The sequence below is a fragment of the Solidesulfovibrio aerotolerans genome, assembly GCF_009856865.1.
Classification (GTDB): Bacteria; Desulfobacterota; Desulfovibrionia; order Desulfovibrionales; family Desulfovibrionaceae; genus Solidesulfovibrio; species Solidesulfovibrio aerotolerans.
The window spans coordinates 233,717-250,712 of sequence record NZ_WVUD01000001.1; the positions used below are offsets into that span (position 1 = coordinate 233,717).

At 62.8% G+C, this 16,996-nt stretch carries 15 protein-coding genes; 7 read left to right on the forward strand and 8 right to left on the reverse strand.

What is annotated here, in order from left to right; all coding sequences use genetic code 11:
- Positions 1-16 precede the first annotated feature (16 nt).
- From GTA51_RS01095 to GTA51_RS01115, 5 genes are all read right to left on the reverse strand, one after another.
- Complete coding sequence (locus GTA51_RS01095) at positions 17-817, reverse strand: TIGR03943 family putative permease subunit (RefSeq protein WP_160957946.1); 801 nt, start codon at positions 815-817, stop codon at positions 17-19.
- Complete coding sequence (locus tag GTA51_RS01100; RefSeq protein ID WP_160957947.1) at positions 814-1,965, reverse strand: permease; 1,152 nt, start codon at positions 1,963-1,965, stop codon at positions 814-816. The genes GTA51_RS01095 and GTA51_RS01100 overlap by 4 nt, the downstream gene beginning before the upstream one ends.
- Entirely contained in the window at positions 1,962-3,731 is a 1,770-nt protein-coding gene (locus tag GTA51_RS01105) for an ABC transporter ATP-binding protein/permease (protein WP_160957949.1), read from the reverse strand. The genes GTA51_RS01100 and GTA51_RS01105 overlap by 4 nt, the downstream gene beginning before the upstream one ends.
- Before the next feature lie 271 nt (positions 3,732-4,002).
- A complete protein-coding gene (locus GTA51_RS01110; protein ID WP_160957950.1) occupies positions 4,003-4,377 on the reverse strand; it encodes an iron hydrogenase small subunit in 375 nt (124 codons plus the stop codon).
- 11 nt (positions 4,378-4,388) lie between these two features.
- Positions 4,389-5,654, reverse strand: coding sequence for a [FeFe] hydrogenase, group A (locus tag GTA51_RS01115; protein ID WP_160957951.1), 1,266 nt, complete (start codon positions 5,652-5,654; stop codon positions 4,389-4,391).
- 533 nt (positions 5,655-6,187) lie between these two features.
- Between GTA51_RS01115 and GTA51_RS01120 the strand changes: the two genes are divergently transcribed.
- The 4 genes from GTA51_RS01120 to GTA51_RS01135 are packed head-to-tail and all read left to right on the forward strand — an operon-like array spanning position 6,188 to position 10,484.
- Positions 6,188-7,096: a PilZ domain-containing protein gene (locus GTA51_RS01120; RefSeq protein ID WP_160957952.1), complete on the forward strand. Its 909-nt coding sequence runs from the start codon at positions 6,188-6,190 to the stop codon at positions 7,094-7,096.
- 46 nt (positions 7,097-7,142) lie between these two features.
- Entirely contained in the window at positions 7,143-8,045 is a 903-nt protein-coding gene (locus tag GTA51_RS01125; protein WP_160957953.1) for a hypothetical protein, read from the forward strand.
- 13 nt (positions 8,046-8,058) lie between these two features.
- Entirely contained in the window at positions 8,059-8,421 is a 363-nt protein-coding gene (locus GTA51_RS01130) for a response regulator (protein WP_160957954.1), read from the forward strand.
- Positions 8,422-8,465: 44 nt separating this feature from the next.
- Positions 8,466-10,484 carry an ATP-binding protein gene (locus GTA51_RS01135; protein WP_160957956.1) on the forward strand — a complete coding sequence of 673 codons (2,019 nt, stop codon included), beginning with the start codon at positions 8,466-8,468 and terminating at the stop codon, positions 10,482-10,484.
- Positions 10,485-10,617: 133 nt separating this feature from the next.
- On the opposite strand, the gene GTA51_RS01140 is transcribed toward GTA51_RS01135, so the two are convergent.
- The 3 genes from GTA51_RS01140 to GTA51_RS01150 form a co-directional block, all read right to left on the reverse strand.
- Positions 10,618-12,267, reverse strand: a complete 1,650-nt coding sequence (locus GTA51_RS01140) for a class I SAM-dependent methyltransferase (protein ID WP_160957957.1) — start codon at positions 12,265-12,267, stop codon at positions 10,618-10,620.
- 282 nt (positions 12,268-12,549) lie between these two features.
- Positions 12,550-12,849 (reverse strand): EF-hand domain-containing protein, encoded by a 300-nt coding sequence (locus GTA51_RS01145; protein WP_160957959.1) that lies wholly within the window; start codon positions 12,847-12,849, stop codon positions 12,550-12,552.
- Between the two features lie 191 nt (positions 12,850-13,040).
- Positions 13,041-13,262 (reverse strand): hypothetical protein, encoded by a 222-nt coding sequence (locus tag GTA51_RS01150; RefSeq protein ID WP_160957960.1) that lies wholly within the window; start codon positions 13,260-13,262, stop codon positions 13,041-13,043.
- 230 nt (positions 13,263-13,492) lie between these two features.
- Between GTA51_RS01150 and GTA51_RS01155 the strand changes: the two genes are divergently transcribed.
- The 3 genes from GTA51_RS01155 (at position 13,493) to GTA51_RS01165 (ending at position 16,859) form a co-directional block, all read left to right on the forward strand.
- Positions 13,493-14,383 (forward strand): LysR substrate-binding domain-containing protein, encoded by an 891-nt coding sequence (locus tag GTA51_RS01155; protein WP_160957962.1) that lies wholly within the window; start codon positions 13,493-13,495, stop codon positions 14,381-14,383.
- A gap of 269 nt (positions 14,384-14,652) precedes the next feature.
- Positions 14,653-15,258 carry a chemotaxis protein CheC gene (locus tag GTA51_RS01160; RefSeq protein WP_343039425.1) on the forward strand — a complete coding sequence of 202 codons (606 nt, stop codon included), beginning with the start codon at positions 14,653-14,655 and terminating at the stop codon, positions 15,256-15,258.
- A gap of 2 nt (positions 15,259-15,260) precedes the next feature.
- Positions 15,261-16,859, forward strand: a complete 1,599-nt coding sequence (locus tag GTA51_RS01165) for a B12-binding domain-containing radical SAM protein (RefSeq protein ID WP_160957965.1) — start codon at positions 15,261-15,263, stop codon at positions 16,857-16,859.
- The last annotated feature ends 137 nt before the right edge of the window (positions 16,860-16,996 follow it).

The following is a 16,996-nucleotide window of genomic DNA, read 5'->3' on the forward strand; positions in this document are numbered from 1 at the left end:
AGGGCGTTCGCCGCATTCAAAACGCATACGGCTCTTCCTGCCGCCATTCAAACATATAGGCTTCTTCCGGGTTAAGCTCCTTGGTTTCCACGGTATCCGCTGCCAGGAGCGCAGCCGGGGCAACGGAGGAGAAGCTGATGCCCGGTATGGCGACGTCCTTGCGGGCGGCTTCGGGGATTGGGCGAAGCGTCCCGTAGGCGGTGACCCAGGCTTTGTCGTCCGGCGGCGCTTGGTCCGGGGGGAACGCGACGCGTAACCCCACGGCCGTGCCGTCGGCAAAGCAGCACCACACGGCCAGCCGGTAGAGGACGAACTGGCCGGCGGCGTCCAGCTCGGGGCTGCGGTGGACAAAGCCGCGCACGGCAAAGGGACGGTCAAAGGACGGGGACGGGCCTTTGGCTGCGATGTCGTGGAGTTCGCCGGTATTGATGGGGATATAGTCCTTGCCGTTTTGCGTAAGGCGCGCCGGGGTGGGCGCTTTCTCGGGCGTAGGCAGCGTGGCGGCCACGTCAAACGGGTCGCTGTCAATGTTGGCGGAGAGGGCCTGGAAGCCGCCTTCGGCGAGGCCGGCCATGGCCAACAGCACCAGATAGCACAGGCTGCGGCCCAGGTTGGGCCGGGTGACGGGCCGTATGGCGGCGTAGCCGCCGAGCACGGCCAGGACCAGGGCGGCGGTCAGGGTGACGGGTTTGAATTTGGGATTGAGATACATCCAGTAGTTGCCGGCAGTGGCCAGCCAGCCCATAAAACCGGCCAGGAGCAGCATGGCCAGTCCGTCGGTGCGGCTGGCGAGGCGGCGAAAGGTCGTCTGAATCATGGCGCGCCTCCGGTAGCGATGCCGAGCAGGCAGCAGGCGAGAAAGACGAGCGCGGCCGGGACAAAGGTCAGCACGCGCACCAGGCGCGGGGTAAAGACCTGCCGCCACATGAGCATGAGTTTGAGGTCGAGCATGGGGCCAAGGGCCAAAAAGGCCAGTTTGGCCGCCTGGGGGAAGGTGGAGAACGAAGCGGCCACGAACGCGTCGGCCTGGGAGCACAGGGATAAAATGACGGCCAGGGCCATCATGCCCGGGATGGCCAGAACCAGATCGTTTTCCATGGCCATGACCACGGAGACGGGCACATAGGCCTTAAAGGCCGCCGCCACCATGGAGCCCAGGATAAGCACCTTGGCCATATCGAGGAAATCGGCCAGGGCGTGGTGCATGGCCGAAGCGATTTTGGCCCGGGGGGTGGGCAGGACAGCAGCCAGGGGCACGGCGTCGGCCAGCGATCCGAAAAGCGCGCCCGGCATGGTGGCTGCGGCGGCGGCCGGGGCGACACCCGATGGGGCGGCGACAGGCCTGGGGCCATGGTCATGGCCGCAGGCCGGGGTGGCCCCCGGGCTGCCCTCAGGACTGCCCCCCGGACTCGAGACAGGTTTGGGGCCATGATCGTGGCTGCAGCCGCCGGCCGGGGTGGGGTGGTCGTGCTGCGGGCCGTGGTCATGGCCGCAGCCGCAGGCCGGGGCCGGGGTCAGCAGCGGCACAAGGAGGGACGCGGCCTTTTGGCCGCCGGCCCAGTAGCCGACCACCAACCCGGCGAGAATGACCAGGGCGCAACGCCATACGGCCATGGTTGGATCACCCCGGAAGGCGACCAGGGTGGCCAGGATGGAGACCGGGTTTATGACCGGCGCGGCCAGCATGAAGGCCACGGCGGCACCGGGCGGCACGCCTTTGCCGATCAGCCGCCGGGCCAGATAGACCACGCCGCATTCGCAGCAGGGCGTGACCGCGCCCAGGCCAAGGCCGACCAGGGTCGAGGCCAGCCGGCCCTTGGGCAGCAAGCGCTCCAGGCGGTCTTTGGGGACAAAGGCTTCCACCAGTCCCGAGGCCACCGACCCCAGCAGCAGGAAGGGGATGGCTTCCAGGACGATGGACAGCGTGGCCTGGGCAAAGAGATCGAGGTTGTGCAGGGCGTTCATGCGGGGAGGGGGTCAGCCTCGGCAACCGGGGCGGCTTCCAGCCGGAACCCGGCGTCCGGACCGCTGGCGCTCAGGTTGTCGTGCGTCGGCACGAACCGCACAATACGGTGGTGAAAGACGGCCAGGGAGGGGCGGTGGGCGATGCTGACGATGGCGGCCTGTGGCAGGCGGGCGGTCAGCAGGGCGTAGAGTTCTATCTGCGAGGCTTCGTCCAGGGCAGACGTTGCCTCGTCGCAAAAAAGCCAGTCCGGGGCCAGCAGGATGGCCCGGGCAAAGGCCAGACGTTGCTGCTCGCCGGCCGAGAGTTCCTGGGTCCAGTGGCGCTCCTCGCCAAGCAGCGCTGCCAGGTGGGGCAGGCCGCAGTCGATAAGCGCCTGGGCGATGCGTTCGTTGCCGTAGATTTCCGGGGCGTCGGGATAGGCCACTGCGGCGGCCAGACTGGCGATGGGCAGATAGGGCCGCTGGGGCAAAAAGAGCCTGCGCGGGCTGGTCGGCATGGCCAGCGTTCCGGCGGCAAAGGGCCACAGACCGCCGATGGCCCGAAAGAGCGTTGATTTGCCGCAGCCGGCTGGCCCGGCCACCATGACCCGCTCGCCCGGGGCCACGGTCAGGGCGGCATCGGCCAGGAGCGTGCGTCCGTCAGGCAGGGACACCCGGGCCTCGGTCAGGGACAGGCCCGCTTCGGCCGGGGCGGCAATACGGGAAAAGCCTTCGCCCTTGCGGGTTTCGAGATCGGCCAGGGCAGCGGCAAAGCCGGTCAGACGATCGACGGTGGCCCGCCACTGGGCCAGACGCGTGTAGGCGTCGATGAACCAGGACAGCGAGGACTGCACGTGGCCGAAGGCCGAGGCGGTCTGCATAAGCCCGCCAAGCTGGATGGCCCCGGAGAAATAGCGCGGCGCGGCCACCAGGAAGGGAAAGATGACTGCTGCCTGGGAATAGCCGGCGGAAAACCAGGTGAGGCGTTTTTGCTGGCGCATGATCGCCCACCAGTTGCCAACGACGTGGGTAAAGCGGCTGGCCAGACCCCGGGCTTCCTGGGTTTCGCCGCCGTAAAGGGCAATGGGTTCGGCGTTTTCGCGCACGCGCACGAGCTGGTACCGGAAATCGGCCTCGTAGCGCTGCTGCATGAAGTTGAGCCGAATCAGTGGGCGGCCGATCAGGTGGGTGAAAAATGAGCCGAAGCCGGCATAGAGCACGGCGGCCCAGAGCATGGAGCCGGGAACCTGGATGTCCAAAATATGGATGTCGCCGGACAGATTCCACAGGATGATGGAAAACGAGACCAGAGTCACCACGGATTCCAGCAGCCCGAGTGTCAGGGCCAGGGTCTGCTCGACAAAACCGCCGATGTCTTCGCTGATGCGCTGATCCGGGTTGTCGGTGCCGTCTTTTTCAAAGCGCAGCCGGTAGTAATTGTGGTCGCTAAGCCATGTCTGGGCGTAGCGCTCGGTGAGCCAGCGCCGCCAGCGGATTTGCAGCATCTGGCGCAGATAGATCTGATAGACGGCGACAATGATGAACATGACGGCCAGGATGGTGAAGCGGCCGAACAGGCGGTAAAATTCGCTGACGTTTTTTTCCTGGAGCGAGTTGTAAAAGAGGTTGTTCCATTCGTTAAACAGCACATTGAGATAGACGATACCCAGGCTCATGCCGACGATGACGGCAAGGAGCAGGCCGGATTTCAGGCGTTCTTCGCTTTTCCAATAGGGCTTGGTCAGGGCCCAGAGATCGGAGAGAAATTGCCGCCGGGATGCGGGCATGGGATGCTCCTGGTTGAGGTCGGTGGTCCGAGGCCGGCCGGGCGGCCGTCTGTGACGGCGCGCCGTGCCCAGCCGTGATGGCACGGCGGGGCTGACGTCGCGGTGGCCGGGAACGCCTCGCGGACCGTCTCCCTCTAGTCACTGGCGCGGCGGGAAGCAACCGCTGCGGCCGCAAAAGTCCATGAAATTTGAGACAGGTGGCAGGCCGCCGGACCCTTGGGGCAGGTGTGACACCCTTGCCGCAGGTCCGCCGACGCATGAGGGGCGGGGGTTATTCGTAGGGGTAGGTGGTGCCGGCGAATTCCTTGGCCCGGGGGTTGGGATAAAGCCCCTTGGTTTTTAAGGCCGCCAGCGAGGCGGAGCGGTCCGTCCAGGTGGTGCGCAGCAGATGTTCGGACTCATGGGACAGCGGTTCCTTGAGGAATTTCTTGTACAGCGTGATTACTTGGGCGTTGTCCTGGGAGGCCCGGACCTTGAATTTGGCATCTGCACCGTAGACGCTGTCAATGCGGTCCAGCATGTATTCTTTGAGCTGCTTGGCAGCGGCCACGGCCCGGCCGGTCAGGCGCAGGCTGACCAGTGCGCCGCCGGTCATGATACAGGCGGCTTTGAGGAAGCCGCGGCGGGTCTGGGTGAGAATGGACATGGGCGTTCTCCTTAGGCCTTTTGGTCGTTGTACAAGGCCAGGCGCTTTTTGAGCGAAGCGTAAAACTTGCTGGTGCGCTGGTCCATGGACTGCAAGACAGTGGGCATGATGGGCTGGCCGCCGCCCATGACGCAGCCGCCCGGGCAGGCCATGAACTCGATAAAGTGGTAGGGCGACTTGCCGGCCTTGACCTGCTCGCACACCGTGGCAAAGTTCTTGCCGCCGTTGACCACCGCCACTTTGACATCGGTGCCGGCAATATTGACCGTGGCCTCTTTTATGCCGCCAAGGCCGCGCACCACTTTGAAATCCCAGCTTTCCGGGGCCTTTTTGGTCAGCGCCTGATAGGCAAAGCGCAGGGCCGCTTCCATGACGCCGCCGGAGACGCCGAAGATGGTGGCCCCGCCGGTGGATTCGCCCATGAGCGCATCGCGCTTGCCGTCGGCCGACTTGGCCAGGTCGATGCCGGCCTTTTTGAGCATATAGGCCAGTTCCCGGGTGTTGATGGTGGCGTCGATGTCGCGGAAGCCGCTGGCATGCATTTCCGGGCGCATGCCCTCGAACTTCTTGGCCGTACACGGCATGATGGACACCGTGTAGACGGATTTGGGATCGTAGCTGAGTTCCTTGGCGCCGTAGGTCTTGGCCAGCGGTCCCATCATGCCGATGGGGGATTTGCAGCTGGAGAAATGCGGCAGCAGTTCGGGGTAGAAGGTTTCGGCGTATTTCTGCCAGCCGGGGCAGCAGGAAGTGAACTGGGGCAGGGGCTTGTCCTGCTTTTTGGTGATCCGGGCCAAAAGCTCGGACCCCTCTTCCCAGATGGTGACATCGGCGGTGAACTCGTTGTCCCAGACGTTGCTGCAGCCAAGCTGGGTCAGGGCAGAAAGCATGTGTTCGGTGGTCACAGCGCCAAGCGGCAGGCCGAAGGCGTCGCCAAGGGCATAGCGCACGGCCGGGGCAGGCATGGCGATGACCTTGACGTTTTTGTCTTTGAGCTTGGCCATGATCTCCGGGACAAAGGAGACGGTTTCGTAGATGGCGGCGGTGGGACAGTGGGTCAGGCACTGGCCGCAGTTGATACAGGCGGCGGCGTCGATGATCTTGTGCGGTTCGCCGCTCTCGCCAAAGATCGCCCCGGTCGGACAGTAGCCCATGCAGGTGTCGCAGCCGATGCACTTGGTTGCATCGACCTGGACGATAAGCGTCGAATCCAGGTTCGAGCCTGGGGGCGGCACAGCGGTTTCATAAAAGATTTTTTCCATCTCGACACGACTCATCGGCAACCTCCCACGGTTTGAAGGGTTGCCCGGGCTTAGGCCAGGGCGTTGCAACCACTGCTTTCCGGGCCGTGCGGCCGGGGCCGGCGGTCTGGCGTGGTTCGTCACAAAATAAGAAATTAAGGCAGCAATAGTATATTAAAAATAATTACGTGACACGAAAAGAGGTCTTATCTTTAATTCGTGAGCATGACAAGTGCGAAACGCGCTTGGGGCGGTTGCTTGTGCTGCTGCGGCAGAATGCGCGGCGGGCAAACCGGGCGGCATGTTGGCGTGCGGCCGTGCGGTGCGCAGTTGGACAATTGCCGTACCAGACAGCCGGCAGGCGAGCTTGTTCTCGTGCCGGCGTGCGGTGGCGCAGGGACGGAAACCAGCGACGGCCCCGGTTTGGCGAGGCGGATCAGGAGCGGCTGGACCGGCCCGGCGGCAGGCAGCAAACTTTTCAATCATGTCGATTGGTCACGTGCTTTTCACCAATCCGCAATAATTCCCGCCTATACATCCCAGCGACGAGAGGTGCGGAGGCGATGGTGATGTACGATGCCATGAGACGTGTGCTTTCGCTTTTTCGGCTGCGACAGAACCGGCCCGACCCCAAAGCGGTGAACCTTTTGGGGTTGGCAGCGGAGCAGCAGGCAATCTTCCAACTGACGGTTGATCCGGACAAGGTCAAAGAACCCTTTCGGTATATGGTGTGCCGGGGCGTTCACGGGAAAGGGGTGGTCCTGGCCTGCCGGGGACCGAATCGCAAATTCAGCAAAGTCTGGGAAAAACAGGAATTTCCCTTTCGCTTTTTGCTTCAGACCGAGACGGACGCCTTCCCCCGGCTCCACAAATTCCAGGGGCGGATCACGCAAATCCACCAAGACCTCACGACCATCACGGTGGCCATTCCAGAAAATATTGCCATCCTGGAGCAGCGCCGCAATATCCGCCTGAAGCTGCACCGGCACCATCTGCCCAGTCTGACCGTCTGGGGGCTGGCCAAGCCCAGAAGTGAAAGCCAGCCCCAGGCCCTTGAGCAGTGTCTGCTGGCCGATCTGCCGGGCCAGTCGGACGCGATGCTCGCCTTTTTAAAAAACATCTCGGCCGGCGGCATGCGCCTGGTCCTGCCCAGATCCCTGTATGCGCAGCGCGAGCCCTGGCTGGAACAAGGCAGCCGTCTGCTGGCGAAACTGACCTTTCCCGGTCAGGAGCCGGATCAGGAACAGGCCTACGAATTTGTCGCCAAGATCAACAACGCCTTTATCCCCGACGACATCGAGGCGCGCCCCGAGATCGGCGTGCAGTTCCTTTCCGCCCGGGGCCAAGGGCTGCAAGGCCACTGGCGGGATGTGCGGGCCGATGGCTGCCTGGAACTGCTCAAGCTCCTGCAATCCTACCAACTGCAATACTATTGGGATCTGAAAAAGAACCTCATCATGCGCGAGGAATCGGCTTGACCGCCTGCGGCCGCGTCCTGGCCCATGCCCCTAAGGAGTCGTGATCATGTTCAGTCAGTTTTTTGGAAACTATCTGCGCAAACGCGGGTTCATCACCCTGGCGCAAATGCGGGAAGTCCTGGCCTTGCAGGATTCCGTGCGGGTCAAACTTGGCGTTCTGGCCATCGACGCCGGGTACATGAGTGCGGGGCAGGTTGAAGAAGTCCACAATCTGCAATCCAAGATCGACAAGCGCTTCGGTGAGATTGCCATCGATCTGGGCATCCTCGACCAGGACAAGCTGTCAGCTCTGCTTGGCCAGCAAAACAAACGCCATCTTTTCATCAGCCAGGCGCTGATCGACAAAGGCATCATGACGTTTGAGACCTTCGCGAGCTGCCTTGAGGATTATAAAAAAGATTCCGGGCTTTCCGAGAAGGCGTTTGAGGCGCTCAAAGCCAATGACATCGATGTGGTCACCCAGGCCCTGGTGCATCTGCCCGAACTGGGCGATGCCAAGATGTATGTGGATTACTTTTCCTTGTTCGTACGCAATCTGGTGCGCTTCGTGGATGACCATATCCTGCTGGAGCAGGCCGCGAAGGTCGAGTTGGAGACGTTTGACTGCCTGATTTATCAGGAGATTGAGGGGCGCTTCAAGTTTTTTACGGGTGTGGCCGGACCCGAGCCGGCCATGGCCGAATTCGCCTCCCGTTTTGCCAAAATGGCCGTATCCGGCATGGACGAAGTGGCCCGGGATTCCCTGGGCGAATTCATGAACGTCCACAACGGACTCTATCTCTCCAAGCTCTCCAACGAATGGGTCGAACTGGAGCTGCTGCCCCCGGAATACAAACAGAGCGGCAGCCTCAAGTCCGTGGGCGTGGCCTATAAAATCCCCTTTGCCCTGTCCTTTGGACAGTTCGATTTCTATATCGGCGTCGGAGCACCAGTTTTTACGCATCGCTAAAAAGGAACCAGCCATGGCCCGCATACTTATTGTGGACGATTCCATCGTTTCCCGCACCAATTTGAAAACCATTCTGCAAAGCGCCCAGCATGAAGTGGTGGGCGAGGGTGTCAACGGCGAAGACGGTCTGGAGAAGTTTTTGGCCCTGCGCCCGGACATGGTGACCATGGACATCACCATGCCCAAGCGCAACGGCATCGAGTGTCTCAAAGATATCCTGGGCCACGATCCCGAGGCCCGGGTGATGATGATCAGCGCCCTGGGCCAGGGGGCCAAGATATTAGAGGCCGTCAACAGCGGGGCGCGGCACTACATCACCAAACCCTACGAGCCGGACAAGGTCTTGGAGGCGGTGGCGGAACTGCTCAGCGAATAACCCCGCGCCGCGTGTACGGCGACACCTGACGCCACGGAGGGCTTATGGAAACGACTGCCTTAAAAGATCTGGATCTGGACCTGGACCAGGAGGCGTACGCGGCCGAGGACCAATCCATCGGCAATCTGGTGGAGCAGACCCAGACCTTTACGGCCTCGGAGCCAGGCCAGGCGGTGCATGCGTTTTTTACCGGGCATCCAAGCGCCGAAGGGGTCGTCATCCTGGCCAAGCAGACCCCGGTCGGCTTGATCATGCGCAACGACTTCTACCAGAAAATCGGCTCGCTCTACGGCCGGGATCTCTTTTTAAGCCGCCCCATAAAGCTCATCATGAACCCCCAGGCGCTGGTGGTGGACGTCTCCGTGGACATCGCCACCATCGGCCTGATCGCCATGAACCGCCCCCACGATCAGCTCTACGATCTGGTGGTCATCACAGAAAATGAAACCTACGCCGGCGTGGTCAGCGTCAAGCGCTTCATGATCGAGCTGTCCAAAAACAGGGAAGTGGAGATCACGCTTTTAAAGCGGCAAAAAGAGATCTTAAACGAGGCTAACGAAACCGAGATCCGCAACCGCAAGCAGATCGAGGAAAAGAGCCTGGAACTGCGCGAGAAAAATGAGTCCATCAAAAACCTCATGGACAACGCCGGGCAGGGGTTTTTGTCTTTTGGTCAAGACTTGGCAGTATCTGGCGAGCACAGCCTGGAATGCGTGCATATGTTTCGGGTGCCCATGGAGGGCCGCAATTTCCTGGAACTTATGGCCAAGCATGTTTCCCCGGAAGTAACCCAGGCCATGGCCCGGGTGTTTGCCAGCGTCTTTGCGGCCGGCAAGTCCTTGCGGGAAAAAGTCTATCTTTCGCTTTTGCCCCCGGAACTGCATATCTACGGCAAGACGGTGAGCGTTGCCTACAAGATCATCCGGCACGGCGGCCACAAAAAGATGATGCTCATTTTGACGGACGTCACCGAGCAGCGAAAGCTCGAAGCGCGCATGACCGAGGAGCGCAACAACGTCAAGATGGTGGCCAAGGCGCTGACCAAACAATCCGACCTCAATCTGGCCCTTGAGGAATTTGAGCGCTTTGCCCCGGCCGAGGCCCTGGCCATGGTGCGCGAGATTGCCGAGCCCAAGGCGGCCCTGGCCGAAATCTTTCGGCTGGTGCACACCTACAAGGGCGATTTCGCCCAGCTTGGCCTGCACAATACGGCGGCCAAGCTCCACACGCTGGAGGATGGGCTGGCTGCCCTGGCCGCCCGGCCGATTCGGCCGGACCTGGAAGAGCTTCTCGGTGTCATCGGGGCCTGGGATGGCCGCGACATTGTCCAGGAGGATGTGACCATTTTAACCGACATCCTGGGCAAGGGCTTTTTCGAGAAAGACGAGCGGTTTCAGATCAGTGCGGAGATGCTGCTGGCTGTCGAGGCAAAGGCCGGCGATTTGCCGGATGGCCCTGAGCGCCAAGGCATCCTTTCTGCCCTGCGCCGGCTGCGGCTGTGCTCCCTTGCTGGCCTCGTGGCCGAATACCAGGACTACCTGCAAGCCCTGGCCGCCCGGTTGGGCAAGTCCGTTGCCCCTCTGGGCGTTAGCGGCGACGACGTGTTCGTGGAAAAGGAAACTGTTCAGAAGTTCGTCAAATCCCTGGTGCACGTCATCCGAAACATGATTGACCATGGCATCGAAACCCCCGAGGAACGCCTGGAATCCGGCAAGGGCGAAGAAGGCCGCATCGCCTGCCAGATCGCGCGCGTCGATGGGTGTGTCAGCTTGAGCATGGCCGATGACGGCAAGGGCATAGACGTTGGCAAGGTGTTGCAACTGGCCGTGGCCAAGGGGCTGGTGACCCCGCAACAGGCCCAGGACATGCCCCGGGACGAGGTCTACGGTTTGCTCTTTGCAGATTCGTTTTCCACCAAGGACGCGGTCAGCGTCCTGTCCGGGCGCGGGGTGGGCCTGTCTGCGGTCAAGGCCGAGGTGGAACGTCTGGGCGGCAGCATCCGGGTCAGCTCCCAGCCTGGCTTTGGCACAACGTTTACCTTCCTGCTCCCCCTGGGCGCGTAGGGCAGGGCAGGCTGCCACCCGGGCGGTGCCACACCCCCCTGCACCCCAGTGGAGCGTTCACAAAATACTGTGCGGATGCTGGGGAATCGAGAAAGCAGAGGAGCAAAGCCAGCGCCAGTGCTGGGTTTGCTCCTCAGCGGCTGGCCGGCGGCAGGCGATGATCCAGGCTGCCGTTGGTCACGGCGGCGAAAAGCCAGTGGGTGAATCGGGCCAGCGAGGTGGTGTCGGTGCGGCGCGACAGCGGATGGCGGGCCAGGACGCGCTCCATGGCCGGGGGCAGGCCGCCCGACTCGCCAAGGCCCAGATACCGGGCCTGAGCGCCCAGCTTTTGGCCGACCAGATTGACCCCCCGGTCGAGCAGCAGTTGCAGCGGGATGTCGCAGGCGAGTTGCCATTCCAGATCGATAAAGCGCACATCGCCGGTGGCGGGATGGCGCAGCACGTTGCCGGGATGGGCGTCGAGCAGGCTCCCGGGCAGCCAGCGTTCGTTTGCATGGCCGTCGTAGATCCCGGCCCCGAGCTGGTCGCGGCAAAAGGCGGCAAAGCCTGCCATCCCGCCAACCGTGGCCGGTCTGGCCCGGGAAGCAATCAGTTCCATCCAGTCCGTGACCAGCCGGGCGGCCCCTACCGGGTCGCCGTCTTCCACCGCATCAAGCGCCATTTCCAGGAAACTTACGGAGCCCAGGTGGTAGGGCTCCACCGCTTTGATATGCTGGCGGCCGGCGGCAAATTGAGCCGGCGGCAGATGGTGGAGATTGCGCCGCACAACAGCCACCCCGCCCTCTCCCCGCTCCTCAAACCGGGTCATCGTCTGGAAGAGCGGCGGACAGGAATCGGCATTGACCGCCACGGCCAGCACGTTGTCGTTTGCGGCCAGCAGGGGGGCCTCGGGGCTGGGAGCGGCCAGCACCAGAAAGGAATTCATGAAATGCCCGGCCACGCCGCCGGCCAGGGCCGAACGCAGGAATTGCCGCTCGCCAAAGTTCGGACAGACCCGGCCGTCCGGGGTGGCGCTTGGCAGCTCCAGCAGCGGCAGGACGGCAAAGCCCTGTCGTGACAAGGCCGTCTCGGCCACAATGCTGTCCGGCATTTTGTAGTCAGGGGACGGATAAAACCAGCGGGTGGCGGCGAAGCCGGCCTGCTTGAGCAGGGCGTCCAGGGTCGGGCGGTCGAAGGTGCGTACGCCCGGGCGGTCGGGATAGCCGTTTATGCCGTCAAAAGGGCGGCCGGTGTGGTCTTCGGGCAGCCCGGCCAGATATTTGTGTCCCATGCGGTTTTCAATGGCCAGGATCAGGCAGCCGTCATCGGTTAAGTAGCGCCGGGCCTCGGCCAACAGCCGGACATAGGGCTGCGCCCCTGGCACAAAAGCCCCGGCGTATTCGAGTACGCCGACCAGGGTCACCACATCAAACAGGCCGTCATAGGGCAGGCCCACGGCGTTGGCCGTGACGACTTCGAGATTTTCGGCGTTTGGCAGGCGGGCCCGGATGACAGCGGCCCGATCCGCCGCCCCCTCAACCGCCGTGACCTGATGGGGCAGGCTGGCGAGATGGGCGGTCAGGGCACCGCAGCCGGCCCCGAGTTCCAGGATGCGGCCGCCGCCGGGGCCGAAATCGAGCCAGGAAAGCAGCGTCTTGCGGCGCGGCGACAGATGGTAGCGCACGGCCCAGGGGGCGTCCTTGGGGAAAAGCTCGTATTCATTGACCGCGTGTTCCTCAAAAAAACGCAGCAGATACGCTTCCGAGCCGTCACTGTAGCCGATGTCGCCGTCGTCGTCGGCCATGTTCAGTCGTCCTTTCCGGCGCAAAAGTAAAAAGAGTATCGACCCGGGGCGCTGGGCGGTTGTGCCTTACGCCTGACTGTTCCGGCCGATCCGGCAAAACGTTCTACGCGGCAATGGTCTGGCAACGCGGTGAACGCAGCTTGGGTCTGCCAAAGCGTTGTACGCGGCAACGATCCGCCAGCGCGGTGGACGCGGTAACGGTCCGGCCAAGCGGTGCACACGGCACCGGTCCGCAAGCGTCTGGCGTTTGCGGACCGTTGTCCAAAACCGGCCCAGGCCGCGTTAGTCGGCGATACTCGTATCTTCCACGGCGTTCCAGATGTTAACCGGGGCATCACCCTGCAACGTACGCTCCACAAAGCCGTTGTTGTCGGTGTCGATCTTTTTCCAGGCCGTGGCCGCTTTCTGCTTGTCCTTAAAATGCGCCACAAACTCATCCTGGGTGATCTTGCCGTCTTTGTTGACGTCATAGACCGCGAACACATCGTCCGTCGTGGCGTACTTCTGCTTTTTGCTGGCGCAACCGCCCAGGGCAATAAGGAATGTCAGCGCGACGAGAATAACTGAAGCCTTGGGCAACATGGCGACTCCCTGGTGAAAGTTTCGGTGAAAGCTGGCTTGCCCGGCAAGGGCCACAGGGCCGCGCACGTCAGCCAGGATATCCTTACCATTTGGTAAACTACCGGCCGCCTAGAACACAATCCCCCAGGCGCGCTTTTCTCTGCCTGAGCCGGACTCGCAGACAGGAAGAAGAGGCACAGCGAGCCGCGCCGCTAGTCTGTCGGCAGGCCTTCTGGAAGGTGCAGCCCGGTCTGGGGTTCGCGGGCCAGTGCGGCGAGTGCCATCTCCAGGGTCAGCACCCTGCTTTGGAGTTCTTGGAACGCGGTTTCGGGAGCGCATTCCGTGTTGGCCTTTGCCGGGACTTCCCGGTCTTGCGCCAGGGCTGTGGCTGGGCAGAAGAACAACGCCGACGCCAGCATCCAGGACATTTTCATAACCGTTCTCCTTTTCGTTGCGGTTCGTCGCGCCCAGCGGTCGAGCATTCGCCTGTACCAGAGGGTTGTCAGTCGCTCGCTCGTGGGAACAACCAAGTCCATAAAGTGAAGACGAGATGATACGGTCTATGGGGCACTATTTTGTCCTGTCTGGTTGGCTTGTAAATGTGGATTATTTTGAGTAAGCCTTCGTTTGAGACGTAGGCTTGCGGCCTTGGGAGGGGAAAGGCGTGCCCTTCGATCTGACGGATATGCACTTGTTCGTGCAGGTGGCCGAAGAGGGGTCCATCACCGCCGGGGCCGTGCGGGCGCATTTGGCGCTTGCTTCGGCCAGCGCGCGGATCAGAAGCATGGAAGACCATCTGGGTGCGCCGCTGCTCACCCGTGGTCCCCGGGGTGTCAGCCTCACCCAGGCCGGAACGGTCCTGTTGCGCCACGCCCGCCTGATCACCCGGCAGTGGGAACAGATGCAGGGCGAGCTTGCCGACTTCGCCCAGGGGCGCACGGGCAGGGTGCGCCTTTTATGCAACACCGCCACCCTGACCGAGTTCCTCCTTGAAAACATGCGCGCCTACCTCCTGGCCCACCCCAACGTGGACATCGACATCGCAGAAGGGTTAAGCGCCGATATCGTGAAAGCGGTGACGGAATATCGGGCGGATGTGGGTATCGTGGCCCAGGCCACCGATGTGGGCGGCCTGGAAACCCTGCCCTTTCGCCGGCTGCGTATCGTGCTGGTCACCCCGCCGGGACATCCCTTGGCGCAGCAACAGGGCGGCGTTTGCTTTGAGCAGACCCTGGAATACGAATTCGTCGGGCTGGAGGGCACCAGTTCCATCCAAAAATATCTGGCCGCCCATGCCGCCAGAGCCGGCAAGTGGATACATCTCAGGGTGCGCCTGCGCAGTTTCGAGGCCGTCTGCGCCATGGTGGCGGGCGGCGTCGGCGTGGCCATCATCCCGGAGACTGCGGCCGAACACGCTGCCAAAACCATGGACCTGCGCCTGGTGCACCTCACGGATGCCTGGGCCTCGCGCCAGTTGACCATCTGCCTGCGCACGTATGCGGACCTGCCCGCGTATGCCAAAGACTTGATCGACCTGATCCAGTCCCGGCCGTAAGCGTCCCCTCGGCACGGCCGCACATCTGCGGTCGCTGGCCTGTTCTGCCTTTTGTCGCCGACTCCCGGTGCGCCAGGAACGCCTCCGTTTTCCTGTCCAAAGCTGTCAGCCCGGTCCTTTCCCGGCGCGCCTGGATGTGCCGGGCAGGAAATACAGGCAGGGAATCAAAGGAAAACGGTTCCCAGCAGACACGGATTTCTTTACTTTGGGGCCATGAAGAGCGATTCCGCCTACGTCAAACACGCGGAAGCGCCCGGAGGTTGTCCCTAGTGATCAGTCTTGAAGCCCGCATGGATTTACTGTGCGAATGCGTCAATATCGGCCTTGGCCGGGCGGCCGAGGCGCTCAACCGCATGTGCGACAGCCATGTGCAGTTGGCCGCGCCGGAAATCCGGATCATGAGCCGCCCCAGCCTCACCGCTGCCGCCAGCGGCCGTTGTCCGGCCGTGTGCGAAGGCGTGTTCTTGCCGTTTACCGGCCCGATGATGGGCATGACCGCCCTGGCCTTTGCCTACGGCGATGCCAACCAGCTCGTCTCCGGCCTCACCGCCGCCATGGGCATCGAAGACGCCTCCGAAGCCATGCGCGCCGACACCTTGCGCGAGGTCGGCAATGTCATCCTGGTCGGCGTGCTCGGGGCCATGGGCACCATGCTCGGCCTGCACGTCGTCTATCAGCCCCTGTCCACGGCCCAGAACCTCGATCCGCTGCTGTCCGTGGCCGATTCCTGCCGCACGGTGAGCCTGTATGTGCGCGCCCATTTCAGGCTGGCGCGTTTCATGGTCACCGGCGATATTCTGGTGGTGCTGGCCCAGGAGGGCTTTGATGCGCTGATGGCCGCCATTGACGCCAAAATTATGGAATCGGCAGGCTAGCCTTGGCTGCAATCGTTCTCTTATCCCCCACGCCGCCGGATTGTTCCGCCTTTGGGGTGCGCAGCCTGCAAGCCAGCCTCAAGGCCGCCGGCCACGACGTGCGCCTGATCCTTTTTCCGGGCAGCATCGGCCTGTCCCAGGAAGACGGTTCCTTTGTCTACCGCTATCCCGAGGCTGTGGTGGAACAGACGCTGGCGCTGGCTGCCGGGGCGGATCTGATCGGCGTGTCGTTTTTCACCAACTACTTTGACCGGGCCGTGCAGTTGACGGCCGCCGTGCGCGAACGCCTCGGCATCCCGGTGGTCTGGGGTGGCGTCCACGCCACGGTGCGGCCGGTGGAAGCCCTGGAGCACGCCGATTTTGTCTGTCGCGGCGAAGGCGAGGCCGCCCTGGCCGCCCTGGCCGGGGCCATCGTCGCCGGTGCGCCGGTGGACGCCATCCCGGGCGTGTGGACCATGGGTGAGGACGGCCCCATCGACAACGGTCTGGCGCCCCTGGTGCCTGATCTGAACGCCTTGCCCTTTTTCGATTTTTCAGGTGTGAATCAGTACGCCCTGGCCCCGGAACTGGGCCGCATCGTGCCGCTGGACGCCGCCTTTCTGGCCCAGGCGTTGCCCAAACTGCCGTATTTTAACGGCAAGCTCCTGACGGCCTACCGCACCATGACCGACCGGGGCTGCCCCCACGCCTGTTCCTACTGCAACGTGCCCACCGTCAAGGCCCTTTTTCGCGGCAGCGGCGTGCCGTACTTTAGGCACCGCAGTGTCGAGCACGTCATGGCCGAATTGCGCGAGGTGACCGCCCGCTATCCGTTCATTGAAGCGGTGCAGCTTTTTGACGACACCTTTTTTTCCCGCCGCCTGGACTGGCTCAAAGACTTTGCCGTGGCCTATAAAAGAGACATTGGCCTGCCGCTGTACTGTCAGGCTTCGCCAACGACCCTGGCCGCCGACAAGCTCGACGTGCTGCTGGAGGCCGGGTTGTGTTATGTTGAAATGGGCATCCAGACCGGCAGCCCCAAAATGCGCGAAATTTTCGGCCGTCCCGAAGACGACGCCACCGTCCTGGCCGGAGCCAGGCTCCTGGCCGAGCGCCGGGGCAGACTGCTCACCCCGGATTACCACGTCATCATCGACGCGCCCTGGGAGGAACCCGAAGATCTGCTGGCCACCGTGCGCCTTTTGGCCCGCCTGCCCAAACCCTTTGGGCTGGCCATCGCCAGTCTGGTCTATTTCCCCGAAACCGAACTCTACCGCCGGGCCAAGGCCGAAGGGCGCATTGTCCATGAAGAAACCGAAATCTATCGCCGCCCATTCTACATCGCCCCCCGACGCAGTTACCCGGGGTTCCTGCTCTATCTGCTGACCTTCCAGCATATCCCCAAAAGCGTCTACGCCGCCTTGCTCTCCCCGGGGCTCGTGCGGTTTTTCTCGCACCACAATCCCGTGCCGCTCTACAAACTCGCCTACGCCCTGGGCGAAACCCTGCGGCTGGCCGCCAAGGGCTTCTCCGCCCTGCGCCACGGCAACCTGGGCCGCATCAGTGCCTTTGTGCGCCGCACCCTGCTTCACGACCCCACCGTCGCCGGTCGCAAGGGGTAACGAAGGGGGGAGGTCGGAGATGAGCGGAGGGGAATAGAGAGGAGAGGAGGCAGAAGAGGCCTCCGGCGGCCGGGGGGATGATCCCCCCGGACCCCCCGAATGGAACAAATGAATAAGGGGTTGTGTAGGCCGCCGCT

Bases quoted from the DNA above. Each gene is read 5' to 3' on its own strand.
- GTA51_RS01110 (WP_160957950.1), bottom strand. From the start codon at position 4,377: ATGTCCATTCTCACCCAGACCCGCCGCGGCTTCCTCAAAGCCGCCTGT.
- GTA51_RS01130 (WP_160957954.1), top strand. From the start codon at position 8,059: ATGGCCCGCATACTTATTGTGGACGATTCCATCGTTTCCCGCACCAAT.
- GTA51_RS01095 (WP_160957946.1), bottom strand. From the start codon at position 817: ATGATTCAGACGACCTTTCGCCGCCTCGCCAGCCGCACCGACGGACTG.
- GTA51_RS01140 (WP_160957957.1), bottom strand. From the start codon at position 12,267: ATGGCCGACGACGACGGCGACATCGGCTACAGTGACGGCTCGGAAGCG.
- GTA51_RS01150 (WP_160957960.1), bottom strand. From the start codon at position 13,262: ATGAAAATGTCCTGGATGCTGGCGTCGGCGTTGTTCTTCTGCCCAGCC.
- GTA51_RS01105 (WP_160957949.1), bottom strand. From the start codon at position 3,731: ATGCCCGCATCCCGGCGGCAATTTCTCTCCGATCTCTGGGCCCTGACC.
- GTA51_RS01115 (WP_160957951.1), bottom strand. From the start codon at position 5,654: ATGAGTCGTGTCGAGATGGAAAAAATCTTTTATGAAACCGCTGTGCCG.
- GTA51_RS01135 (WP_160957956.1), top strand. From the start codon at position 8,466: ATGGAAACGACTGCCTTAAAAGATCTGGATCTGGACCTGGACCAGGAG.
- GTA51_RS01100 (WP_160957947.1), bottom strand. From the start codon at position 1,965: ATGAACGCCCTGCACAACCTCGATCTCTTTGCCCAGGCCACGCTGTCC.
- GTA51_RS01120 (WP_160957952.1), top strand. From the start codon at position 6,188: ATGTACGATGCCATGAGACGTGTGCTTTCGCTTTTTCGGCTGCGACAG.
- GTA51_RS01145 (WP_160957959.1), bottom strand. From the start codon at position 12,849: ATGTTGCCCAAGGCTTCAGTTATTCTCGTCGCGCTGACATTCCTTATT.
- GTA51_RS01125 (WP_160957953.1), top strand. From the start codon at position 7,143: ATGTTCAGTCAGTTTTTTGGAAACTATCTGCGCAAACGCGGGTTCATC.